General features: G+C 42.4%; 19 protein-coding genes. 17 read left to right on the top strand and 2 right to left on the bottom strand.

The genetic code is table 11. The features are described from left to right. Nucleotides 1-411: 411 nt before the first annotated feature. The 4 genes from ilvD (at nucleotide 412) to AC4HCY_RS00785 (ending at nucleotide 4,983) form a co-directional block, all read left to right on the top strand. Nucleotides 412-2,073, top strand: coding sequence for a dihydroxy-acid dehydratase (gene ilvD, locus AC4HCY_RS00800; protein ID WP_491095173.1), 1,662 nt, complete (start codon nucleotides 412-414; stop codon nucleotides 2,071-2,073). 87 nt (nucleotides 2,074-2,160) lie between these two features. Further along, a complete protein-coding gene (locus AC4HCY_RS00795; RefSeq protein ID WP_491095172.1) occupies nucleotides 2,161-3,204 on the top strand; it encodes a TRAP transporter substrate-binding protein in 1,044 nt (347 codons plus the stop codon). A gap of 25 nt (nucleotides 3,205-3,229) precedes the next feature. After that, nucleotides 3,230-3,724, top strand: coding sequence for a TRAP transporter small permease (locus AC4HCY_RS00790; protein ID WP_323433021.1), 495 nt, complete (start codon nucleotides 3,230-3,232; stop codon nucleotides 3,722-3,724). Beyond that, nucleotides 3,721-4,983: a TRAP transporter large permease gene (locus tag AC4HCY_RS00785; protein ID WP_491095171.1), complete on the top strand. Its 1,263-nt coding sequence runs from the start codon at nucleotides 3,721-3,723 to the stop codon at nucleotides 4,981-4,983. Before AC4HCY_RS00790 ends, AC4HCY_RS00785 begins: the two co-directional genes overlap by 4 nt. 62 nt (nucleotides 4,984-5,045) lie before the next feature. On the opposite strand, the gene ytvI is transcribed toward AC4HCY_RS00785, so the two are convergent. Continuing rightward, nucleotides 5,046-6,128: a sporulation integral membrane protein YtvI gene (ytvI, locus tag AC4HCY_RS00780; protein ID WP_323433019.1), complete on the bottom strand. Its 1,083-nt coding sequence runs from the start codon at nucleotides 6,126-6,128 to the stop codon at nucleotides 5,046-5,048. Between the two features lie 357 nt (nucleotides 6,129-6,485). On the opposite strand from ytvI, the gene AC4HCY_RS00775 reads away from it, so the two are divergent. The 8 genes from AC4HCY_RS00775 to AC4HCY_RS00740 all read left to right on the top strand — a co-directional run bounded on the left by AC4HCY_RS00775 (nucleotide 6,486) and on the right by AC4HCY_RS00740 (nucleotide 12,526). Beyond that, the gene (locus tag AC4HCY_RS00775) at nucleotides 6,486-7,937 is read left to right on the top strand and encodes an aminotransferase class I/II-fold pyridoxal phosphate-dependent enzyme (RefSeq protein WP_323433018.1); all 1,452 of its coding nucleotides are present in this window, start codon (nucleotides 6,486-6,488) and stop codon (nucleotides 7,935-7,937) included. Between the two features lie 21 nt (nucleotides 7,938-7,958). Next, nucleotides 7,959-8,288 carry a cyclic di-AMP receptor DarA gene (darA, locus tag AC4HCY_RS00770; protein WP_323433024.1) on the top strand — a complete coding sequence of 110 codons (330 nt, stop codon included), beginning with the start codon at nucleotides 7,959-7,961 and terminating at the stop codon, nucleotides 8,286-8,288. A gap of 9 nt (nucleotides 8,289-8,297) precedes the next feature. Next, nucleotides 8,298-9,290: a DNA polymerase III subunit gene (locus AC4HCY_RS00765; protein WP_323433017.1), complete on the top strand. Its 993-nt coding sequence runs from the start codon at nucleotides 8,298-8,300 to the stop codon at nucleotides 9,288-9,290. Between the two features lie 4 nt (nucleotides 9,291-9,294). After that, complete coding sequence (locus tag AC4HCY_RS00760) at nucleotides 9,295-10,176, top strand: PSP1 domain-containing protein (protein ID WP_323433016.1); 882 nt, start codon at nucleotides 9,295-9,297, stop codon at nucleotides 10,174-10,176. A gap of 96 nt (nucleotides 10,177-10,272) precedes the next feature. After that, nucleotides 10,273-10,443 carry a 4Fe-4S ferredoxin gene (gene fdxA, locus AC4HCY_RS00755; protein ID WP_255229383.1) on the top strand — a complete coding sequence of 57 codons (171 nt, stop codon included), beginning with the start codon at nucleotides 10,273-10,275 and terminating at the stop codon, nucleotides 10,441-10,443. A gap of 264 nt (nucleotides 10,444-10,707) precedes the next feature. Then, nucleotides 10,708-11,451, top strand: coding sequence for a tRNA1(Val) (adenine(37)-N6)-methyltransferase (locus AC4HCY_RS00750; RefSeq protein ID WP_491095170.1), 744 nt, complete (start codon nucleotides 10,708-10,710; stop codon nucleotides 11,449-11,451). Continuing rightward, nucleotides 11,451-12,293 (top strand): 16S rRNA (cytidine(1402)-2'-O)-methyltransferase, encoded by an 843-nt coding sequence (gene rsmI / locus AC4HCY_RS00745; protein WP_323433014.1) that lies wholly within the window; start codon nucleotides 11,451-11,453, stop codon nucleotides 12,291-12,293. The genes AC4HCY_RS00750 and rsmI overlap by 1 nt, the downstream gene beginning before the upstream one ends. A gap of 38 nt (nucleotides 12,294-12,331) precedes the next feature. Then, on the top strand, nucleotides 12,332-12,526 hold the full coding sequence (locus AC4HCY_RS00740; RefSeq protein WP_323433013.1) for a DUF1858 domain-containing protein: 195 nt from the start codon (nucleotides 12,332-12,334) through the stop codon (nucleotides 12,524-12,526). A 51-nt stretch (nucleotides 12,527-12,577) separates the two neighbouring features. On the opposite strand, the gene AC4HCY_RS00735 is transcribed toward AC4HCY_RS00740, so the two are convergent. Further along, nucleotides 12,578-12,823, bottom strand: a complete 246-nt coding sequence (locus AC4HCY_RS00735) for an AbrB/MazE/SpoVT family DNA-binding domain-containing protein (RefSeq protein ID WP_255229378.1) — start codon at nucleotides 12,821-12,823, stop codon at nucleotides 12,578-12,580. A gap of 202 nt (nucleotides 12,824-13,025) precedes the next feature. On the opposite strand from AC4HCY_RS00735, the gene AC4HCY_RS00730 reads away from it, so the two are divergent. The 5 genes from AC4HCY_RS00730 to AC4HCY_RS00710 all read left to right on the top strand — a co-directional run bounded on the left by AC4HCY_RS00730 (nucleotide 13,026) and on the right by AC4HCY_RS00710 (nucleotide 18,024). Beyond that, nucleotides 13,026-14,330, top strand: a complete 1,305-nt coding sequence (locus AC4HCY_RS00730; RefSeq protein ID WP_323433012.1) for a Na+/H+ antiporter NhaC family protein — start codon at nucleotides 13,026-13,028, stop codon at nucleotides 14,328-14,330. Between the two features lie 473 nt (nucleotides 14,331-14,803). Next, complete coding sequence (locus AC4HCY_RS00725; RefSeq protein WP_323433011.1) at nucleotides 14,804-15,529, top strand: flavodoxin family protein; 726 nt, start codon at nucleotides 14,804-14,806, stop codon at nucleotides 15,527-15,529. 8 nt (nucleotides 15,530-15,537) lie between these two features. Next, nucleotides 15,538-16,635, top strand: coding sequence for an NAD/NADP octopine/nopaline dehydrogenase family protein (locus tag AC4HCY_RS00720; protein ID WP_323433010.1), 1,098 nt, complete (start codon nucleotides 15,538-15,540; stop codon nucleotides 16,633-16,635). A gap of 33 nt (nucleotides 16,636-16,668) precedes the next feature. Continuing rightward, nucleotides 16,669-17,532 (top strand): FAD binding domain-containing protein, encoded by an 864-nt coding sequence (locus AC4HCY_RS00715; RefSeq protein ID WP_491095169.1) that lies wholly within the window; start codon nucleotides 16,669-16,671, stop codon nucleotides 17,530-17,532. A gap of 15 nt (nucleotides 17,533-17,547) precedes the next feature. Further along, a complete protein-coding gene (locus AC4HCY_RS00710) occupies nucleotides 17,548-18,024 on the top strand; it encodes a (2Fe-2S)-binding protein (RefSeq protein WP_323433008.1) in 477 nt (158 codons plus the stop codon). Nucleotide 18,025 lies beyond the last annotated feature (1 nt).

Here is an 18,025-nt window from a genome sequence, read left to right as displayed (position 1 = left end):
GATACATAGTATGTCTCTATGCATAATAATATAAAAATGTTGACATATCGCTGAATAAAGGATAAAATTTCGTTAAGACATCATACAACGTTTGCAAACGATTCTTGAAAACCCTATTAAGTGTTAAATCAAACCATATAGACATCATATGACGTATAATTTAATGTATATATACCGCATTAAATATTTTACAGCAGTAAGCTTATATTAACTGATAAAAGAGTGCATCGTGAAGGGACTTAGAATTTGTTAGTTTTGACGCAACCCTATGCAAGCTTACAAAAGTCTAAGTCTCGGAGCTTCCGCAATCGTTATCAGTCAATATAAAAGCTATGTAACGTATTTATTGCAACTTATATAGAATTTAAAATCCAAATATATTACTTGGACTTGAAACGGAGGAAAGAGAATATGAGAAGTGACCAAATGAAGGCAGGTGTGACGAGGATTCCACACAGGGCGCTGTTCAAGGCTTTAGGATTGACGGACAAAGAAATACGACAGCCTATGATCGGTATTGTAAATGCCCAGAATGATATTATCCCGGGGCATCTCCACCTGGATACCATTGTGGAAGCAGTTAAAGCCGGGGTGCGGATGGCAGGGGGAACACCATTCCAATTCCCCGCAATTGGAGTATGTGATGGAATAGCAATGGGCCATGAGGGGATGAAATATTCACTGATCAGCCGGGAACATATTGCGGATTCTATAGAAATAATGGCAATGGCACATCCCTTTGATGCTCTGGTATTTGTTCCTAACTGTGACAAAATCGTGCCCGGGATGCTGATGGCTGCATTAAGATTAAATATACCCAGCATATTTGTCAGCGGAGGTCCAATGATGCCCGGTTATAGTAACAACAAAAAGCTTACGGTTACAAGCGCATTTGAGGCGGTAGGTTCAGTGGGTGCAAACAAGATGACTGCGGAGGATGCGGCTGAGATAGAAGAGTATTCATGTCCGGGCTGCGGCTCATGCGCAGGAATGTTCACAGCCAATTCAATGAATTGTATGACAGAGGTAATCGGAATGGGCTTGCCCGGCAACGGAACTGTTCCCGCTGTCCACGCTTCCCGCATACGGCTTGCTAAGGAAGCGGGCATGAGGGTGATGGAACTGCTGGGAAAGAATATTCTTCCCAGGGATATTATAACGCCTGATGCATTGCATAATGCCCTTACGGCAGATATGGCATTAGGCTGCTCATCCAATACGGTGCTTCATCTTCCTGCTATTGCACATTCGGCCGGTATCGAAGTCAACCTGGAAGATATAAACAGCATAAGCAAGGCAACACCTCAATTAGTTAAGCTAAGCCCTGCAGGCTCCGATTGTTTAGTAGATCTATGGCAGGCAGGCGGCCTTCCTGCTGTGTTGAAGGAGCTGGACAAATACGGCCTGATACATACCGATTGCATGACTGTGACCGGCAAGACAGTTGGTGAAAATATTAAAGATGCATTTGTTAAGGATCATAGTATTATAAGAAGCCGTGAAAATGCATATTCGCCTGATGGCGGGCTTGCGATTCTTTGGGGCAACCTGGCCTTAGACGGTGCAGTAGTAAAAAAAGGCGCCGTACTGCCGGAGATGATGGTCCATAGCGGCCCTGCCAAAGTCTATAATAGCGAAGAAGAGTGCGTAGAGGCTCTTATGGCAGGCAAAGTGGCAGCGGGAGATGTAGTTGTAGTACGCTACGAGGGACCTAAAGGGGGCCCCGGCATGCGGGAAATGCTTACGCCGACATCTGTTATCGCAGGCATGGGCCTGGACAATACCGTAGCACTGATTACTGACGGGAGATTTTCCGGTGCATCCAGAGGGGCAGCAATAGGCCATATATCACCTGAAGCTGCTGCCGGAGGTTTGATCGGTATTATAGAAGAAGGAGATACCATCAGTATCGATATTCCCAACAATAAATTGGAGCTCTTAGTAGATGAAAAAACCATAGCTGCCAGAAAAGCCAAGTTTGTACCTTTGGAAAAACCTGTACCGAACGGGTATCTCAAGCGTTACCGCAAAATGGTTACCTCTGCTAACACCGGAGCAATATTTGGAGAATAGACGAAAGTATATTGCTGTTTTGAATTCTATTCCTTCGCTATATACAATAGCGAGGCAGAATATAAAAAAATTAAGGGGGCTAAGAATATGAAAAAAATGCAACGTATAATGGCTGTACTATTGACTTTAATCATGGTATTTGGTCTTGCTTCCTGTGCGCAGAAAGCAGCACCATCTTCAGGAGGAGCACCTGCCTCAGAAACACCTGCTGCTGAGGCTCCTGGCAAATCAGTTGTCATCAAATTAGGTACTACTGTCAACGAACAAGACAGCTTCCAGATCGCTGCTGAAAAGTTTGCAGAGCTGGTGGCACAACGCACTAATAATGCTTATAAAATCGAAATCTATCCCAACGCTGCTCTGGGAGACGAGCGAACCATGTTAGAGGGCATGCAGATGGGCACTCTTGACATGGGGATAATAACAAGCGGGCCTTTTGTTAACTTTGCACCTGAAATGGGTGTTTTGGACATGCCTTTCCTGTTCAGCAGCAATGAGGATGTATACAAAGTCCTTGATGGCGAGATAGGCAAGGAGTTGCTTGCTAAATTAGAAGCTGCACAGCTCAAGGGGCTTGCCTATGCAGAGAGGGGTTTCCGCAATCTCACCAACAGTGTTCGCCCTGTAGAAAAAGCAGCCGATATCAAGGATTTAAAGATTCGAGTCATGGAAAATGAGGTTTACATAGCTACTTTTGGAGCATTAGGAGTAAACACTGTGCCTATGGCATGGACTGAAGCACTTACCGCTTTACAGCAAAAGACTATTCAAGGACAGGAAAACCCTGTTAATGTAATTCATGCCTTCAAGCTTTGGGAATCGCAGAAATATGTTACTATGACTCGCCATGCTTATGCGGCTGCACTGATCACCATGAGCCTTGACAAATTCAACAGCTTGCCTGGAGATGTACAGAAAATATTCGCAGATTCGGCTCAAGAGGCTGCAGAATATGAGCGTGAATGGGTTGCACAGAATGAAGAAAAGCAAATGGCTGAACTGGAACAAAACGGGATGACAATAATCAAGGAACCGGATCTGGAAAGCTTCAAAGCAGCAGTTGCTAAAGTATATGAAAGATATCCTCAGTATAGCGAATATCTTTCAAGGATCGGGGCGGCTCTTAAATAGATAGCAATAAAGGGGGGTGCATTCTATGGCGGTTGCAAGAGCAATAAATAAAGTGAGCGATTTGCTCGATAAGATATGCAGCGTCATTTTGGTAGCAATGCTGGCCGGAATGGTGCTGACTACATCCCTGCAAATCATATGCCGTGTGTTCTTCACTGCCCTTTCATGGAGTGAGGAGGTTACACGTTATCTTTTAGTATGGTCAACCTTTATTGGTGCGGGCTGTGTATATAAAAAAGGAGGGCATATTTCAGTGACATTTGCACAAGAGAAGTTACCGCAGAAGCTGCAAAAGGGTGCACAGATTTTGGTACATCTATTGTGCGGAGCGTTATTTGCAATTGCTGTATACTATGGTTTCAAATATATGGACAAGCAAGGCACCCAGCTTTCTGCAGCACTGCGTATTCCTATGAGCCTGATGTACATGGCCATACCTCTTGGATGTGGTGTGATGCTGCTGCATGCATTTAATGCAATAATCCAGATATTTGTTAAAAAGGAGGCGGCGGGGGAATGACTGCATTGCTATTTTCTGTTTTCATAATCGGACTTTTGATAGGCATACCCATTGCTTTTGCCATAGCCATCGCAGCTATCGCGGTACTCGTTAAGGGAGATGTAAGGCTTCTTATAGTAGTGCAGCGCTTATTTGCCGCCACTGACTCCTTCCCGCTTACCGCAGTACCTTTTTTTATACTCGCAGGTGATTTGCTTGCACGCGGGACCATGTCACGAAAACTGGTTACCTTCGCCGAGTCCCTTACCGGCAGAATAAGGGGCGGGCTATCTGTGGTTTCTATTATAGCCGGTATGTTTTTTGCGGCTATTTCAGGCTCCGGTGCTGCAACAACAGCTGCTGTGGGTGCTACACTCATACCTGAGCTCAAAAATAGAGGATACAAGGAGGATTCATCTACTGCGCTTATTGCTTCTGCAGGCTGTATTGGCGTAGTCATTCCTCCTTCGGTGCCTATGGTGTTATATGCGGTTATTGCAGACCAAAGCGTGACACAGCTCTTTAAAAATGGCTTTTTGCCGGGAGTTATGATGGGAGGCATCTTAATCGCCATTTCCCTTCTCCAGGCATATAAATATAATTATCCCTTGAGTACAGCATTTTCCTGGAGAAACGTGCTGGTAACTTTTAAACAATCTATCTGGGGTTTGCTGATGCCCTTGATTATTCTCGGCGGTATATTTTCAGGCTATTTCACGCCCTCAGAGGCGGCAGCAGTAGCGGTGGTATATTCCATGGCGGTTTCAATGTTCATATACCGTGACCTCACTTTGAAAGAGCTGGGAAAGATCATGTTGGGAAGTGCAAAGACCTCAGCTATTATTATGATTATCATAGCGTGCAGCGGAGTGTTTGGATGGGTTCTTGCCAACTGGAAGATACCAGAAGCCGTAGCACAAGGAATACTATCCGTATCCAGCAGCAAATACGTTATTTTATTATTGATTGCTGTTATTATATTAATAGCAGGCGTTTTTATGGAGACATCATCTGCAGTTATCTTGCTGACACCGGTGTTCTTGCCGTTAGTGCGTGCCCTTGGGATCAATTTAGTACATTTTGGGATCATATTCACCGTGGGCATCTCTATAGGCATGATCACTCCGCCAGTAGCAATCAATTTGTTTGTTGGCTCCAGCATTACAGGCATGCCTATTGAGCGGATAGCCAAGGCAGTATGGCCATATTTGTTTGGCTTGATTGCTATGTTTCTTGTTTATGTCTATTTGCCGCTGTTTATCCCAGGACTGCTATTATAGCAAGAATCAATATGGAATACAATATGAAGAAACCCCGGATTTAATCCTATCCGGGGTTTCTTCTATTTAAACCTGGGCAAAATGCCTGCATTTTGGGAAGCTTTAATAGTTACTGCCACTGTAGGGCCAATTATTACTCCGCCGGCTCCCATAACTTTGATGCCTATATACATAGATATGAGAGAAATAAGCGGATGAATGCCCAACTGCTGCCCTACGATCTTTGGCTCTATCATATATCTTATTGTAACAATTATGCCATATAATACGAGAAGGGATATGCCCAATTTATATTTCCCGGCTATGATAGATATTATCCCCCAAGGCACATAAACGCTTCCGGTTCCTAAAATAGGAAGTATATCAACCAATGCTACGAATACGGATATGATAAAGGCATATTTTATGCCTATGATATTAAGCCCTATCAATGATTCCGTAAAGGTTATGGTGAGAAGTATCAATTGGGCCTTCAAAAATCCTATGAGGGCATTGAGCAGATTTTTTTTGAAGTTGAACAATTTCTCCTTCCATGCAGGAGTGAATTGTCTTAATAAGAAGTCTCCGATTTTCTCTGAATCCTTGGCAAAAAAGAAGGTTGCAACTGTGGTGATCAGGAATAATATTGCGAACCCCGGCAATTTATAAAGTGTATTCACAGCGGATTTAGCCGTGCTGCTTAACAAGATGCCCAATTTATCCAGAATGCTCTTTGCTATATCCGTGGCATAGGTAGTGACCTCTTTAGGAAGCTGAAAATATAGGTTTTGGGCTTCCTTTGACAAATTCGAAAAGAAATCATACACATCATTTGAATAAGCAGGAAGTCTATAAGTCAGATCTACAAGCTCCGATACACCCCTTGTTATGGCTAATGCAAGCAGTGCGGCCAGGCCGCCGTATACAAGTATTATTGATATAGCCATGGAAACTCCTTTGCCGATTTTCATAGACTGGAAGAATTTCGCTATAGGCTTGATCAAAAAGGACAATAATATTGCGAATATAAATGGGGACAGATAGCGGAAAATCAATTTCAGGCTCAGGACGGTTGCCAGAAATATTAAGGCATATGTAGCAATTTTTAAGAGTATAGCTGTGGTTTTTATTATATAGTTTTTATATTCATCTATTTCGTTTTTCATGTAACGATCTCACCTCTTGTTATGATTATAGCCATATTTGATTGAGCGCAATCAGCAGCATTCTTAATTCAAATTATATTCGAAAAAGGTGAAATAATCAATTTATATCCATTAAATCCTTTATTAAGAACGAATATATATGTATAATAGAGCTAAGAACTCAGAACTATAAACTTTAAGCTTAGGGGGAACGGGAATCACTGAAGGATATGATTATAGATTCTAGTTACAAAGTGAGCTTTATAAAGCTGTGATATGTTAGTATAACTTTATTTCCGTGTTTTTCCGTGAAATTCAGTGCCTTTTAGTGGTTGCAGCAACCCAGACCCCAGAGGGATACCTTGAAAGGAAAATACTATGATTTATGATGATATGCCCGTTTTGAAATCCTTGAAAGGATATGCAGCTTCCAAAGCGCTGCCCTTTCATATGCCGGGTCATAAGAGAGGCAGGATTTTTCAAAGGCTGGGCTTAGAATATTTGATGGATAATATCATAGAGATGGATACCACTGAAGTCCCTGGGGTAGATAACCTTCACAGCCCTCAAGGGGCCATTGCGGAGGCTCAAAATCTTGCAGCCGGGGCTTTTGGAGCAGATCGTACTTTTTTTCTTGTAAATGGGACCACTTCAGGCATATATGCCATGATAATGGCGGCTACAAAGCCGGGAGATAAAATATTGATACCCAGAAATGCCCACAGGTCTGCAGTAAGCGCAGCCGTTTTAGGAAAGCTTCACCCTGTATATATGATGCCCGAGGTAGATCCATACATGGAGATACCTATGGGGATCGAGCCTGAAACAGTTGAAAAAACGCTGGAGCAGCATCCTGATGCTAAGGCGGTTCTTGTTACCAGTCCTACATACTACGGGGTTTGTTCCGACTTGGAGGAAATTGCCCGGATCGTACACGATAAGGGAAAGCTGCTTTTGGTTGATGAGGCTCACGGCTCTCATTTTGCTTTTCATCCGTCGCTTCCCATATCAGCTATGGAAGCAGGAGCGGACATGGCAGCTCAAAGCACCCATAAGACTTTGCCTTCTATGACGGGAAGCTCCATGCTTCATGTAAAAGAGGAAAGAGCAGATATAGAAAAGCTGAAATTCTTTTTGCAGCTCGTTCAGACCACGAGTCCTTCTCACGTTATGCTGGCCTCCCTGGATGCTGCCAGGTACATCATGGAGAAGTACGGGCATATGCTTCTTGATGACTGCATAAAATACAGCAATAAAGTAAGAAAAGAGATAAATGCTAAAACATCTTTCTATTGCCTGGGAGCTGATAAAAAAGGTAGCTTTGGCATATATGATATAGATCCTACAAGGATAACGGTGAATCTGAAAGGAGGAGGAATCAGCGGTATTAAAGGAGAACAAATATTGAGGAGCAAATATAGTATCCAAGTTGAGATGAGTGATATTTGCAATATAGTGGCCATAGCTTCTGCAGCAGATGATGAAGCATCATATATAAGACTTCTGGAAGCCATATCTGATATGGAGCGGTGGAGTAAAAAGGAAAATATCGGCTGCAATCAGGCAAAGCCGCCGAATTTCATTCCCGTATGTTTGATGCCTCCCCATGAAGCGCTGTATCATGAGGTTGAAAGCATAGAGGTAGAAAAAAGCCAGGGCCGCATATCTGCAGAGATGGCGGTACCATATCCTCCGGGCATACCTGTTATAATGCCGGGAGAGCAGATCGGCAGGGATGTCATTGAGTACCTAAGGAAGTGCACTGATATGGGGATTAAAGTGAGCGGTATTACAGACCCTGAATTTAAAAAGATAAAAGTGATAAAATAAGAGGAGATGAGAAATATGGCAATGAAATTAGTATTTGCAGTTGTACAGGACGATGACTCCGGAGAATTGATAGAAAGATTGGTGAAAAATAAATTCAGCGCTACAAAGCTGGCTTCTACGGGAGGTTTTTTGAAGGAAGGCAATACTACCTTGATGGTAGGGGTTCCGGTAGATCAGGTTGAAGAGGTCATAGGAATCATAAAAGAAGTTTGCCGAAGCAGGAAGCAAACCTTTACAACACCCATACCTCCAACAGGATCGGCGAGTGTTTTCATACCCTATCCCATTGATGTAATGGTAGGAGGAGCAACAATCTTTGTATTGGATATAGACCGTTTTGAAAAGGTATAGGAGAGCACAATGGTAAGTATGGACTTTAAAGATATAGCGGGACAGGAAGTTCTGATCCAAAGCCTCAAAAATGCCATAAGCAGTAATATGGTTGCCAATGCTTATATATTCAACGGCCCTGCAGGCTCCGGCAAAAGGACGCTGGCAGAGATCTTCGCCAGAGCTGTAAATTGCAAGGACCTTGATAATAAGCCTTGCAACCTTTGTTCTTCATGCAAAAAGACTATAGCAGGAGCAAATCCTGATATAATATATATCAAGCCTTCCGGTAATTCAATAAAGATCGACCAGATAAGGCGGCTTATCGGGGATATTTCTGTTAAGCCCTACGAGAACAACTGCAGGGTTATTATTGTTCAAAATGGAGATAAACTGACCTCAGAATCTCAGGATGCATTTTTAAAAACCCTGGAGGAACCAGAGGGAAACAATATATTTATATTGCTTACAGAAAACTATAATACTCTTTTGCCCACCATAATATCACGCTGCCAGGTACATAATATACTAAGAGTCAACGGGGAAAATGCGAAATCTGTTTTGAGCAGGCTAGGCTTTGGGAATGCTGAAGAAATTGATTTTGCAATTGCAAAATCCGATGGTATAATAGGGAGAGCAATAGAAATACTTAAGGATAAGGATTTCAGGCGTAATCCTAAAGAATATGAGGAGCTTTTGAAAGTGATTTTGGAAGGCGGCAGAGAAGAACTGTTCAGCTTTAGTGAAAAAATAATAGAAAACAAGGATGATGGAATTAAATTACTGTTATTTCTTTTAAGCTTCTTTAGAGATATACTTGTTATTAAGGATGATAAAAGCAATGAATATATGATCAATCAGGATATTTCCCTTAATATCATGGAGAGATATGATAAAAGGCTGAGGGAAGAGAGCTTGTTTGAAATAATTGACTTGATAAAGCAAATAATGAGATCCGCAGATTTTAATGTCAACATGAAGAATTCTATCGATAGTTTGCTTTTAAGGGTTTTGGAGGTATAACATAATGATAAAGGTTGTAGGAGTGCGGTTTAAAAAGGCAGGTAAGATATATTACTTTGATCCTGACGGATTGGATATAAGAAAGGGAGATAATGTAATTGTCGAGACCATAAGAGGAATAGAATTCGGTAATGCTGCAGTGGGAATAAGGGAGGTTCCGGAGGAAAATATCGTAGCCCCTCTCAAAAAGGTCCTTAGAGTTGCTACAGCGGAAGATTGCGTGAAGTATGAAGAGAATAAGTCAAAGGAAGGGGAAGCCTTTAAGATCTGCCTCGAAAAGATAAAAAATCACGATTTAGGCATGAAGCTTATTGATGTGGAGTACACTTTTGATAATAATAAAATAATATTTTATTTTACTGCGGACGGCAGAGTGGATTTCAGGGAATTGGTCAAGGATCTGGCTGCAGTTTTCAAAACAAGGATTGAGCTCAGACAAATCGGGGTAAGAGACGAGGCAAAGATGCTTTCAGGAATAGGGCCTTGCGGGAGATCCTTGTGCTGCGCGACTTTTTTGGGAGAGTTTGAACCTGTTTCCATCAAGATGGCAAAGGAACAAAGCCTGTCTTTGAATCCGACAAAAATATCGGGAATCTGCGGAAGGCTCATGTGCTGTTTGAAATATGAACAGGATGTGTATGAAGAGGTGAGGAAGGTCCTGCCTAAAGTAGGGGCATTGGTTGAAACCGGTGAAGGCAAAGGAGAGGTCATAGAATCCAGTGTATTATATGAAAGCGTGAAGGTGAAGATGGATTCTTTGGAGAACAATATGAAGACTATAAAGGAATTTTCCATGCACGATGTAAAAGAAATAGTCCCGGGGAAGGATATAGAACCGGAGCTAGAGCAAGAGGAGATAATCGAATTGGAGTTCTTGGAAGAATAATGGCGTTTAAGCGAAAATTTTAATATATTTATAGGGTTTTCAACAGCTTGTTTTAGTGGTAAAATGGAAAAAGAGATTTTAAGGAGGTGGCCAGGGATGGCATATAAAATAACCGATGCTTGCATAAGCTGCGGAGCTTGTGAGGCAGAGTGTCCTGTTAGCTGCATAAGCGCAGGCGATGACAAATATGTTATAAATCCTGAGGAATGCATTGAGTGTGGAGCATGTGCAAATGTTTGTCCTGTTGATGCTCCTGTACAGGACTAATCAATACTAAAAAAAAGACCCTTGGGTCTTTTTTTTATAATGCATATAATATAAAAATTGCGAAGCATTTTTTATGGCTGCGAGGCACGGGGTACGGGGCACGAGGGTTAGGGTATTCCTTTTGGGTCAGACCCCAGAGCTCTGCTATAACACTCGAACCTCGTACCAAGACCACATAGAAGTGGCCCTAGGCTACGCACCTCGTACCCGAAGAAAATTGCGAAGCAATTTTCTTACTATTATGATATATATCCCGGAGGTAGAATGTTGGAAAATTTGATAAAGCCTGATGAGACTCTGGATGATTTGCAAAATGGGTATTATTTGATACAAAAGAAGGAAGGCTTCCGCTTCGGTGTAGATGCTGTTCTTCTGGCTGATTTCGCTGCATTGAAAAAAACTGACAGGGTATTGGAGATGGGCACCGGTACAGGCATAATATCTATACTTCTCCATGCCAAGAAAAACCCTGGAAGCATCACAGCCATCGAAATACAAGAGGAGATGGCTGAAATGGCACAGCGCAGCGCAGCATACAATGGGCTGGAGGACCGCATCACCATATTGCATATGGATTTGAAGGATGCTTCCGAAAGATTTGGAAAGGCAAGCTTTGATGCGGTTGTGACGAATCCTCCTTATATGAAATTGGGAAGCGGCATAATCAACCCCTCACAGAAACAAGCCACCGCCAGATTCGAGCTAAGCTGCAGCTTGGAGGAAGTTATACATTCAGCCTATGAGATTTTGAAACCCGGCGGCAGATTTTTTATGGTGCATAGGACGGATAGGCTGGTGGATATAATAACTGCTATGAGAAACAAGAAGATTGAGCCTAAGAGAATACGGTTTGTCCATTCCGGCATAGGCAAAAAACCGCATTTGCTGCTGATAGAAGGGATGAAGGGCGGAAGGCCGGAGCTTAAGTTTATGGACCCTTTATATATATATGACGACAAGGGCGAATATACAAATGAAATACATGATATTTACGGGAGGATTAAATGATGGCTTCCTGTCTTTACTTGCTGGCTACTCCGATAGGAAATCTTGAGGATATAACCTTAAGATGTCTCAGGATATTAAGAGAAGCTGATATGATTGCAGCGGAGGATACCCGCCAGACAGCCAAGCTTCTCAATCATTATGAGATAAAAAAGCCCATGATCAGCTATCATGAGCATAATAAGAAATCCAAGGGCGGTGAGATCATCGATCTGATTCTTGAAGGCAAGACTGTGGCATTGGTTTCGGATGCAGGAATGCCTTGCATATCGGATCCCGGCGAAGACCTGGTGAGGCTCTGCGTAGAGAGGGGTATAGAAGTCATCGCTATACCCGGGCCTTCTGCATCTTTGACGGCTTTGTCAATATCGGGACTCTCTACTTCACGCTTTGTATTCGAGGGTTTTTTGCCGGTGAAAGGCAAGGATAGGCGTGAAAGGCTTCAAGGCTTATCCAGGGAGGAGAGGACCATCATATTGTATGAAGCGCCCCATCGTCTTTTATCTACATTGAAGGATCTGAGAGAGCATTTGGGCAATCCTAAGCTCAGCATATCCAGAGAATTGACAAAAAAATTTGAAGAGACCGTAAGAACTGACCTGGACGGAGCCATAGAGGAGTTCAAGAACAGGAGCATCAAGGGAGAGTTTGTACTTATTATAGAGGGCAAAAGTCTTGAAGAGCTTAAGGCGGAGGAAGGCCGGTTCTGGGATGATATGAGCGTTTTGGAGCATATACTGGCATATATGGAAAGGGGCATGTCAAAAAAAGAGGCTATAGCTTTGGTAGCAAAGGAAAGAAATCTGAGCAAAAGAGAAGTATATAATATAGGCATTGAAATTTAACGCTTTATCTAATATAATTTTTATGAAGGAGGGATACTATGGCATTTACTAAAGATATGACTATAGCACAGATACTGAGAGCAAACCCAAAGACTGCAGAAGTATTTATATCCTACGGCATGCATTGTCTTAGCTGCCCGGGAGCAACAGGAGAATCTGTGGAGCAGGCTGCAATGGTTCATGGCTTTGATGCAGACAAGCTTCTCGAAGACCTTAATAAGGTTGAAGAATAAAAGATAAATCATAAAAGGTTAGGGCTAAAACCCTAACCTTTTATTTAATAATTATTTTCCAGATCTCAGCTCTTCCATGCAAGCAGGGCAAATATTCTTGCCTTTGTAGACCTGAACATCTTTTGCATTTGCACAGAAAATGCAAGCGGGTTCATACTTCTTAAGAATAATATGCTCTCCATCCACATATATCTCTAGGGAGTCCTTTTCTTCTATGTTAAGAGTGTTTCTTAACTCCTTTGGTATTACGATTCTCCCTAATTCGTCAACCTTTCTAACAATACCTGTAGATTTCACAGTATCCCTCCTTCCCTAATTATACAAAATTCGACAATGTTCTCAAATTAAATGTTAACAGATATGCCAATTAAAGTCAATAGGTTATTTTAAAAAATTCTCAGGAAAGTTTAAATTTTCTAAGTATCGCTTTTAAGTTATATATCTATTTCAAAATATAGTATAATTACTAATAATATGATTATGACTTGAGGTGCAATGAATGCTTTTATCAGCTTTTATAATTGCAAATGCGATTACCCTATTATATCTTTTGCATAAAGGACATCCCTTGGGGAGGCTCATTCAGATTGCATGGAAGGCTTTGAAAGAGTGCAGTTCTTTATTTGTCATCATAATTCTTATGGGGGCCACAATATCTGTATGGTTGTCTTCGGGAATAGTTCCAAGCCTTATTTATTATGGCTTCGGCTATTTGAAGGGAATCAACCTGATCCTTGCAGCTTTCTTATGCACAATGGTTATTTCCTATGTGATGGGTACTGCCTGCGGAACCTTGAGCACAATCGGCATTGCGCTTCTGGGAATAGGCAAGGGTCTTATGATCCCGGCGCCGGTGCTTTTGGGAGCCATTGTCTCAGGGTCCTTCGTTGCTGACAAGATAGCACCCATATCCTCCTTGACAAACCTTACCATCCAAATCACGGGGACCAGCTATAAGGAATATATAAAATCTTCCATCAGGACCTTGATTCCTTCTATTGCTTTGTCTGCAATCGTATATCTTATATTAGGCAGTTCCTATGGAGGAACAACGGATTTATCCTTGATACAGCAATACCGGAGCTTTATTGAGGGGAGTTTCGTCATCTCTCCTTTTCTCCTGTTCTTTCCTATATTTGTAGTTATTCTGGCTTTCAGCGGTATAAAGACGGTTTATAATATGAGCCTCAGCGTTGGAGCGGCCTCCCTCATAACCTTGTTTGTCCAGAAGGAGAATCTGGGGCTAATGATTAAATCTGTTCTATGGGGTTATAAAGCCAATACAGGGATGGCTCAACTCGATTCCTTGATCTCCGGAGGCGGAGCCATACCCATGATAGAGGTGGTTCTCATCGTTATGGGCAGCATTACTCTGAGCAGCTTTTTTGAGGAGGCTGACCTGCTTAAACCAATGACGGATTATTTTTACAAAAAAGATGATAGAGCATTTGCTTTGATAGTAAAAACAGGCTTGCTGAGCATTTTGCTGAATATTGTAACCTGTGATCAAACCGTTGGAATACTTATACCTGCCAAGTTTGGCGCCGGCAGGTTTGATGAGGCGGGCCTGGACAGACGCATCCTGGCGAGAACTATATCGGATACGGGCACTATAATAGCCCCTCTGCTGCCATGGAATGTAAACGCTTTGATCATCTATGGCATAACAGGGATATCAGCAGTTAGTTATGCACCATATGCAGTATTCTGCTATATTTGCCCTCTTGTGACTATTTTGAGCGGTGTATTTTTGGAGATAAAGGATACTGGTATGGTGAATTCAAATAAATGCAGCAAATTGTAATGGTAGGGATGAGAGTTGCATTTTATAATATTATGTTTAGGTAGTGCTTGAAGTTATAAAAGAAGCTTATGGAAAATCATAGTTCCATAAGCTTCTTTTATAACTATATAGCAGAATAGAAGCTCTTAGTCTAAGTAAAGTTTCAAGACTTTTCTGAGTATTTATATAAAATATATTGCATTTTTTTAAAATAGGTAGTAATATAAAAGTGGTAGTACCAATTATACCAATAGCGAACTTTTTTAATGACAGTATGCATCATAAAATTAGAACTTCATCTTGTTAATGTTGTACTAAGTCATTTGTATTATGTCCGAGAAGGCTTTGGATTAGAGGCTTTAGAAAAGGATGCAAATAATGAGGCTTCTAGTATTAATGATAGCCGCTTATATAATACAATAGCAACTCTATAAGGTTGGAACTACCAATTTGGAATAATGTTTCTATTATCCCAAGAGGAAAGGAGAAATGCAATGACTATCAGGATACTTGGTATTAACGGAAGCCCACGGAAAAACAATAACTCCTCCATCATGCTTGAGAGGGCTTTGGCAGGTGCACGTAAAGTTCAAGGTGTAGAGACTGAGGTTTTTAATTTTACGGGCAAAATGTTTCACGGCTGCAAAGCTGATTGTATGGCCTACTGTATGAAAAATGGAAAGTGCTCAATCAAAGATGACCTCAATGATTTATTTGAACGCTATATGGGGGCAGATGGCGTAATTTGGTCTGCACCAGTGTATCATGTAGGTCCTCCCGCACAGGTTAAGGCTGCTTTGGATAGGATGGGCAATATAATGTTTTCTTATCTGAAGGGCAAAGTACCTCGCTTGAACAAGCCCTGCGCGGCAGTTGTGCAAGGTTCATCACGCTGGGGTGGACAGGAACTTACTATACAATTTTTCTTAGAATCTTTTCTATTGATGTCTTGTATTCCTGTGACTGGCGATATGCCAAAATCATACTTTGGTGTGGCTGGTTATGCTCCAACTTGGCAATACGGCAGCATTGAGGAAGATCAGATTGCATTGGAAACTGCTGAGAACACCGGTTTGCGTGTGGCGGAGATGACCAAGATCATAAAAACGGGTATAGCTCAGTGTGCTGGTGAGCTTCCTGATTTATATTATCCTGCACAGATTTTTGAAGAGAGAAGAAATCATAAAGATGAAATATCCATGAGTTGGCAAAAGGAGTGAAGCAAAATATGAGAATAACAATTTTAGGTGCGGGAAACGGAGCTGTCGCGGCAGCCGCGCATATGACACTTTTAGGTCATGCGGTTACGATGACCAACCGTAAAGCCTCTTCTCTGGCGGCGTTGATGGAAGATGGACATATTGATATTAAGGGTGATGCGCTGGTGAATCAGCGCGTGTGTATTCATAAGGTAGAGACGGATATTTGCCAAGCAATCCGCGACGCGGAAGTTATTATGGTATGTGTGCCTTCTATCGGACATGAGTTCTATGCAGCTGCAGTTGCCCCAGTGCTTTCGGAAAAGCAGCTCGTCATGCTCAACCCGGGCCATATGGGTGGTGCGCTTCAATTTGCAGGCTACTTGCGCAAGAACGGCTATACACAGAAGTTGAATCTTTGCGAAACAAATACACTTACTTATGTTACTCGGTTAGTGGATGCTCATACGATCGGCATTCACAACATTGTTGGAAAAGCGTATTTGGCATCTATTCCGGCGAACAATAAAGACGTTGAAAAGATTATGAAGATGTACCCTTCTTTAGAGCGTGTGCCAAACGTATTATACACTGCTATGGCTGATCTCAATGCTGTTATGCATCCGCCGGCTATGCTGCTTAATGCTGCATTGATAGAGCGTACGGGCGGTGACTTTACAATCTATAACGAGGGTACCTCGCCCGCTGTAGCGACTTTGATCCGGGCTTTGGATGAGGAGCGTTTACAGGTTGCTTCTGCTTTAGGAATACATATAGATAGTTTTCTTGATATGTTCTATAACTGGGGTTTTACCACAAAGGAAGCATTTGACCAGGATTCGATCTATTTGGCATTGAAGCAGTCAAAACCCAATAAGGATATTAAGAGCCCATCCACTCTACAGGATAGATATATCAGTGAGGATGTTGGCAATGGTTTGGTTCCTATGAGTCTTATTGGTGATATCGTAGGTGTCCCCACGCCTATTATGGATAGCTTTATCGAATTGTGCAGCCGAATAAATGGTATAAATTATATGGCCGAAGGTCTTACCCTGGAAAAGTTAGGCATTTCAGGGGCGAAGAATGCGGAAGGACTGAAGCAAATCATAGCTGATATCGAATAACTCCTTACAGGGGATATGAAAGAGGGTATTCACATGAATATGTTTTGTTATCATTTACCGTGTTCTATGGACGAAGCTGTTGCGCTCCGTGCGCAATTTGGGAACAGCTGTGTTGCTGTGGCAGGAGGCACGGATATTGTGCCTGCACTGCATGAAAGGCAGGTTTGCCCTGAACATGTAATGGATATCAGCAAAATTTCTGAGTTTAAGGGTATCTCTGTACAGGATGGGTATTTGAAAATCGGATCCCTTACCACATTTACCGAATTGCAAAATGAGCCGTTGATTTGCCAGCATGCTCAAGCCCTTTATGAGGCTGCCTGCAGTGTAGGATCTCCGCAGATACGCAATCTGGGTACTCTCGGCGGCAATATTGCCAATGCTTCGGTTGCAGCTGATTCCATAGCTCCGCTGATGAGCCTGGATGCTGAATTGACGTTGGTGAGCATGCTGGGCCTGCGGAATATGGCGGTATGCGATTTTTTTGCCGGTGAGAGAGCCACTGCCCTGAGGGAGCATGAGCTTATACGGGATATACGCATCCCATGCAGTAAAATGGCCCAAGCCAGTACATATGTCAAGCTTGCGAAGCGTAAGGCTTTGGCTATAGTGGTCCTGGGTCTGGCGATTATGTTGCGCTGCGATGACGATGGCATTTGTACGGATGCCCGCGTAGTATTAGGCGCAGTCTCTCGTTTCCCAAGGCGCATAATTAATGCTGAGCAGATGCTTATTGGACAGCCGGTCGGTGAAAAAGCTTTTGATGCTTGCATTCCTGTTTTATCGGAAACTGTTAAGCAACTGATCCCTAACCGTGCATCGGTAGGCTATAAGAGCGAAAGTGTGCGTGGGGCCGCCAAACAGGCGTTTAATCAAATTATTAGTGCGCTTTTATAAAGGAGTAAATGGCATATGCAAAAGATTCATATTAAATTTGTTTTGAATGGGAAGCACATGGAAATAGACACAGATCCAAACAAGCGATTACTAGATTTATTGCGTGAGGACTGTAGATGCAAGAGTGTCAAAGAAGGCTGCTCAGAGGGAGAATGCGGGGCATGCACCGTTATTCGCAATGGTTATGCTGTGACTTCTTGCTGTATCTTAGCCGGGCAAATTCAGGGCGATACAATTATAACAACAGAGGGCTTATCCAGTGACGGAAAGCTGGATAAACTCCAAAATGCATTTATGGAAAGCGGTGCGGTGCAATGCGGCTTTTGCACTCCCGGAATGCTGATGTCAGCCAAGGCACTCCTTATGCGCAATCAATACCCTACTGATGAAGAGATAAAAATAGCGATGTCCGGGAATTTATGCAGATGCACGGGATACGCAAAGATTGTACAAGCAGTAAAAATGGCAGCGGAGAGTCAGGGTGAGGTGTAAT

The sequence above is a fragment of the Lutispora sp. QWL-02 genome (assembly GCF_058315355.1).
This window is presented reverse-complemented; position numbering and strand designations above follow the sequence as displayed.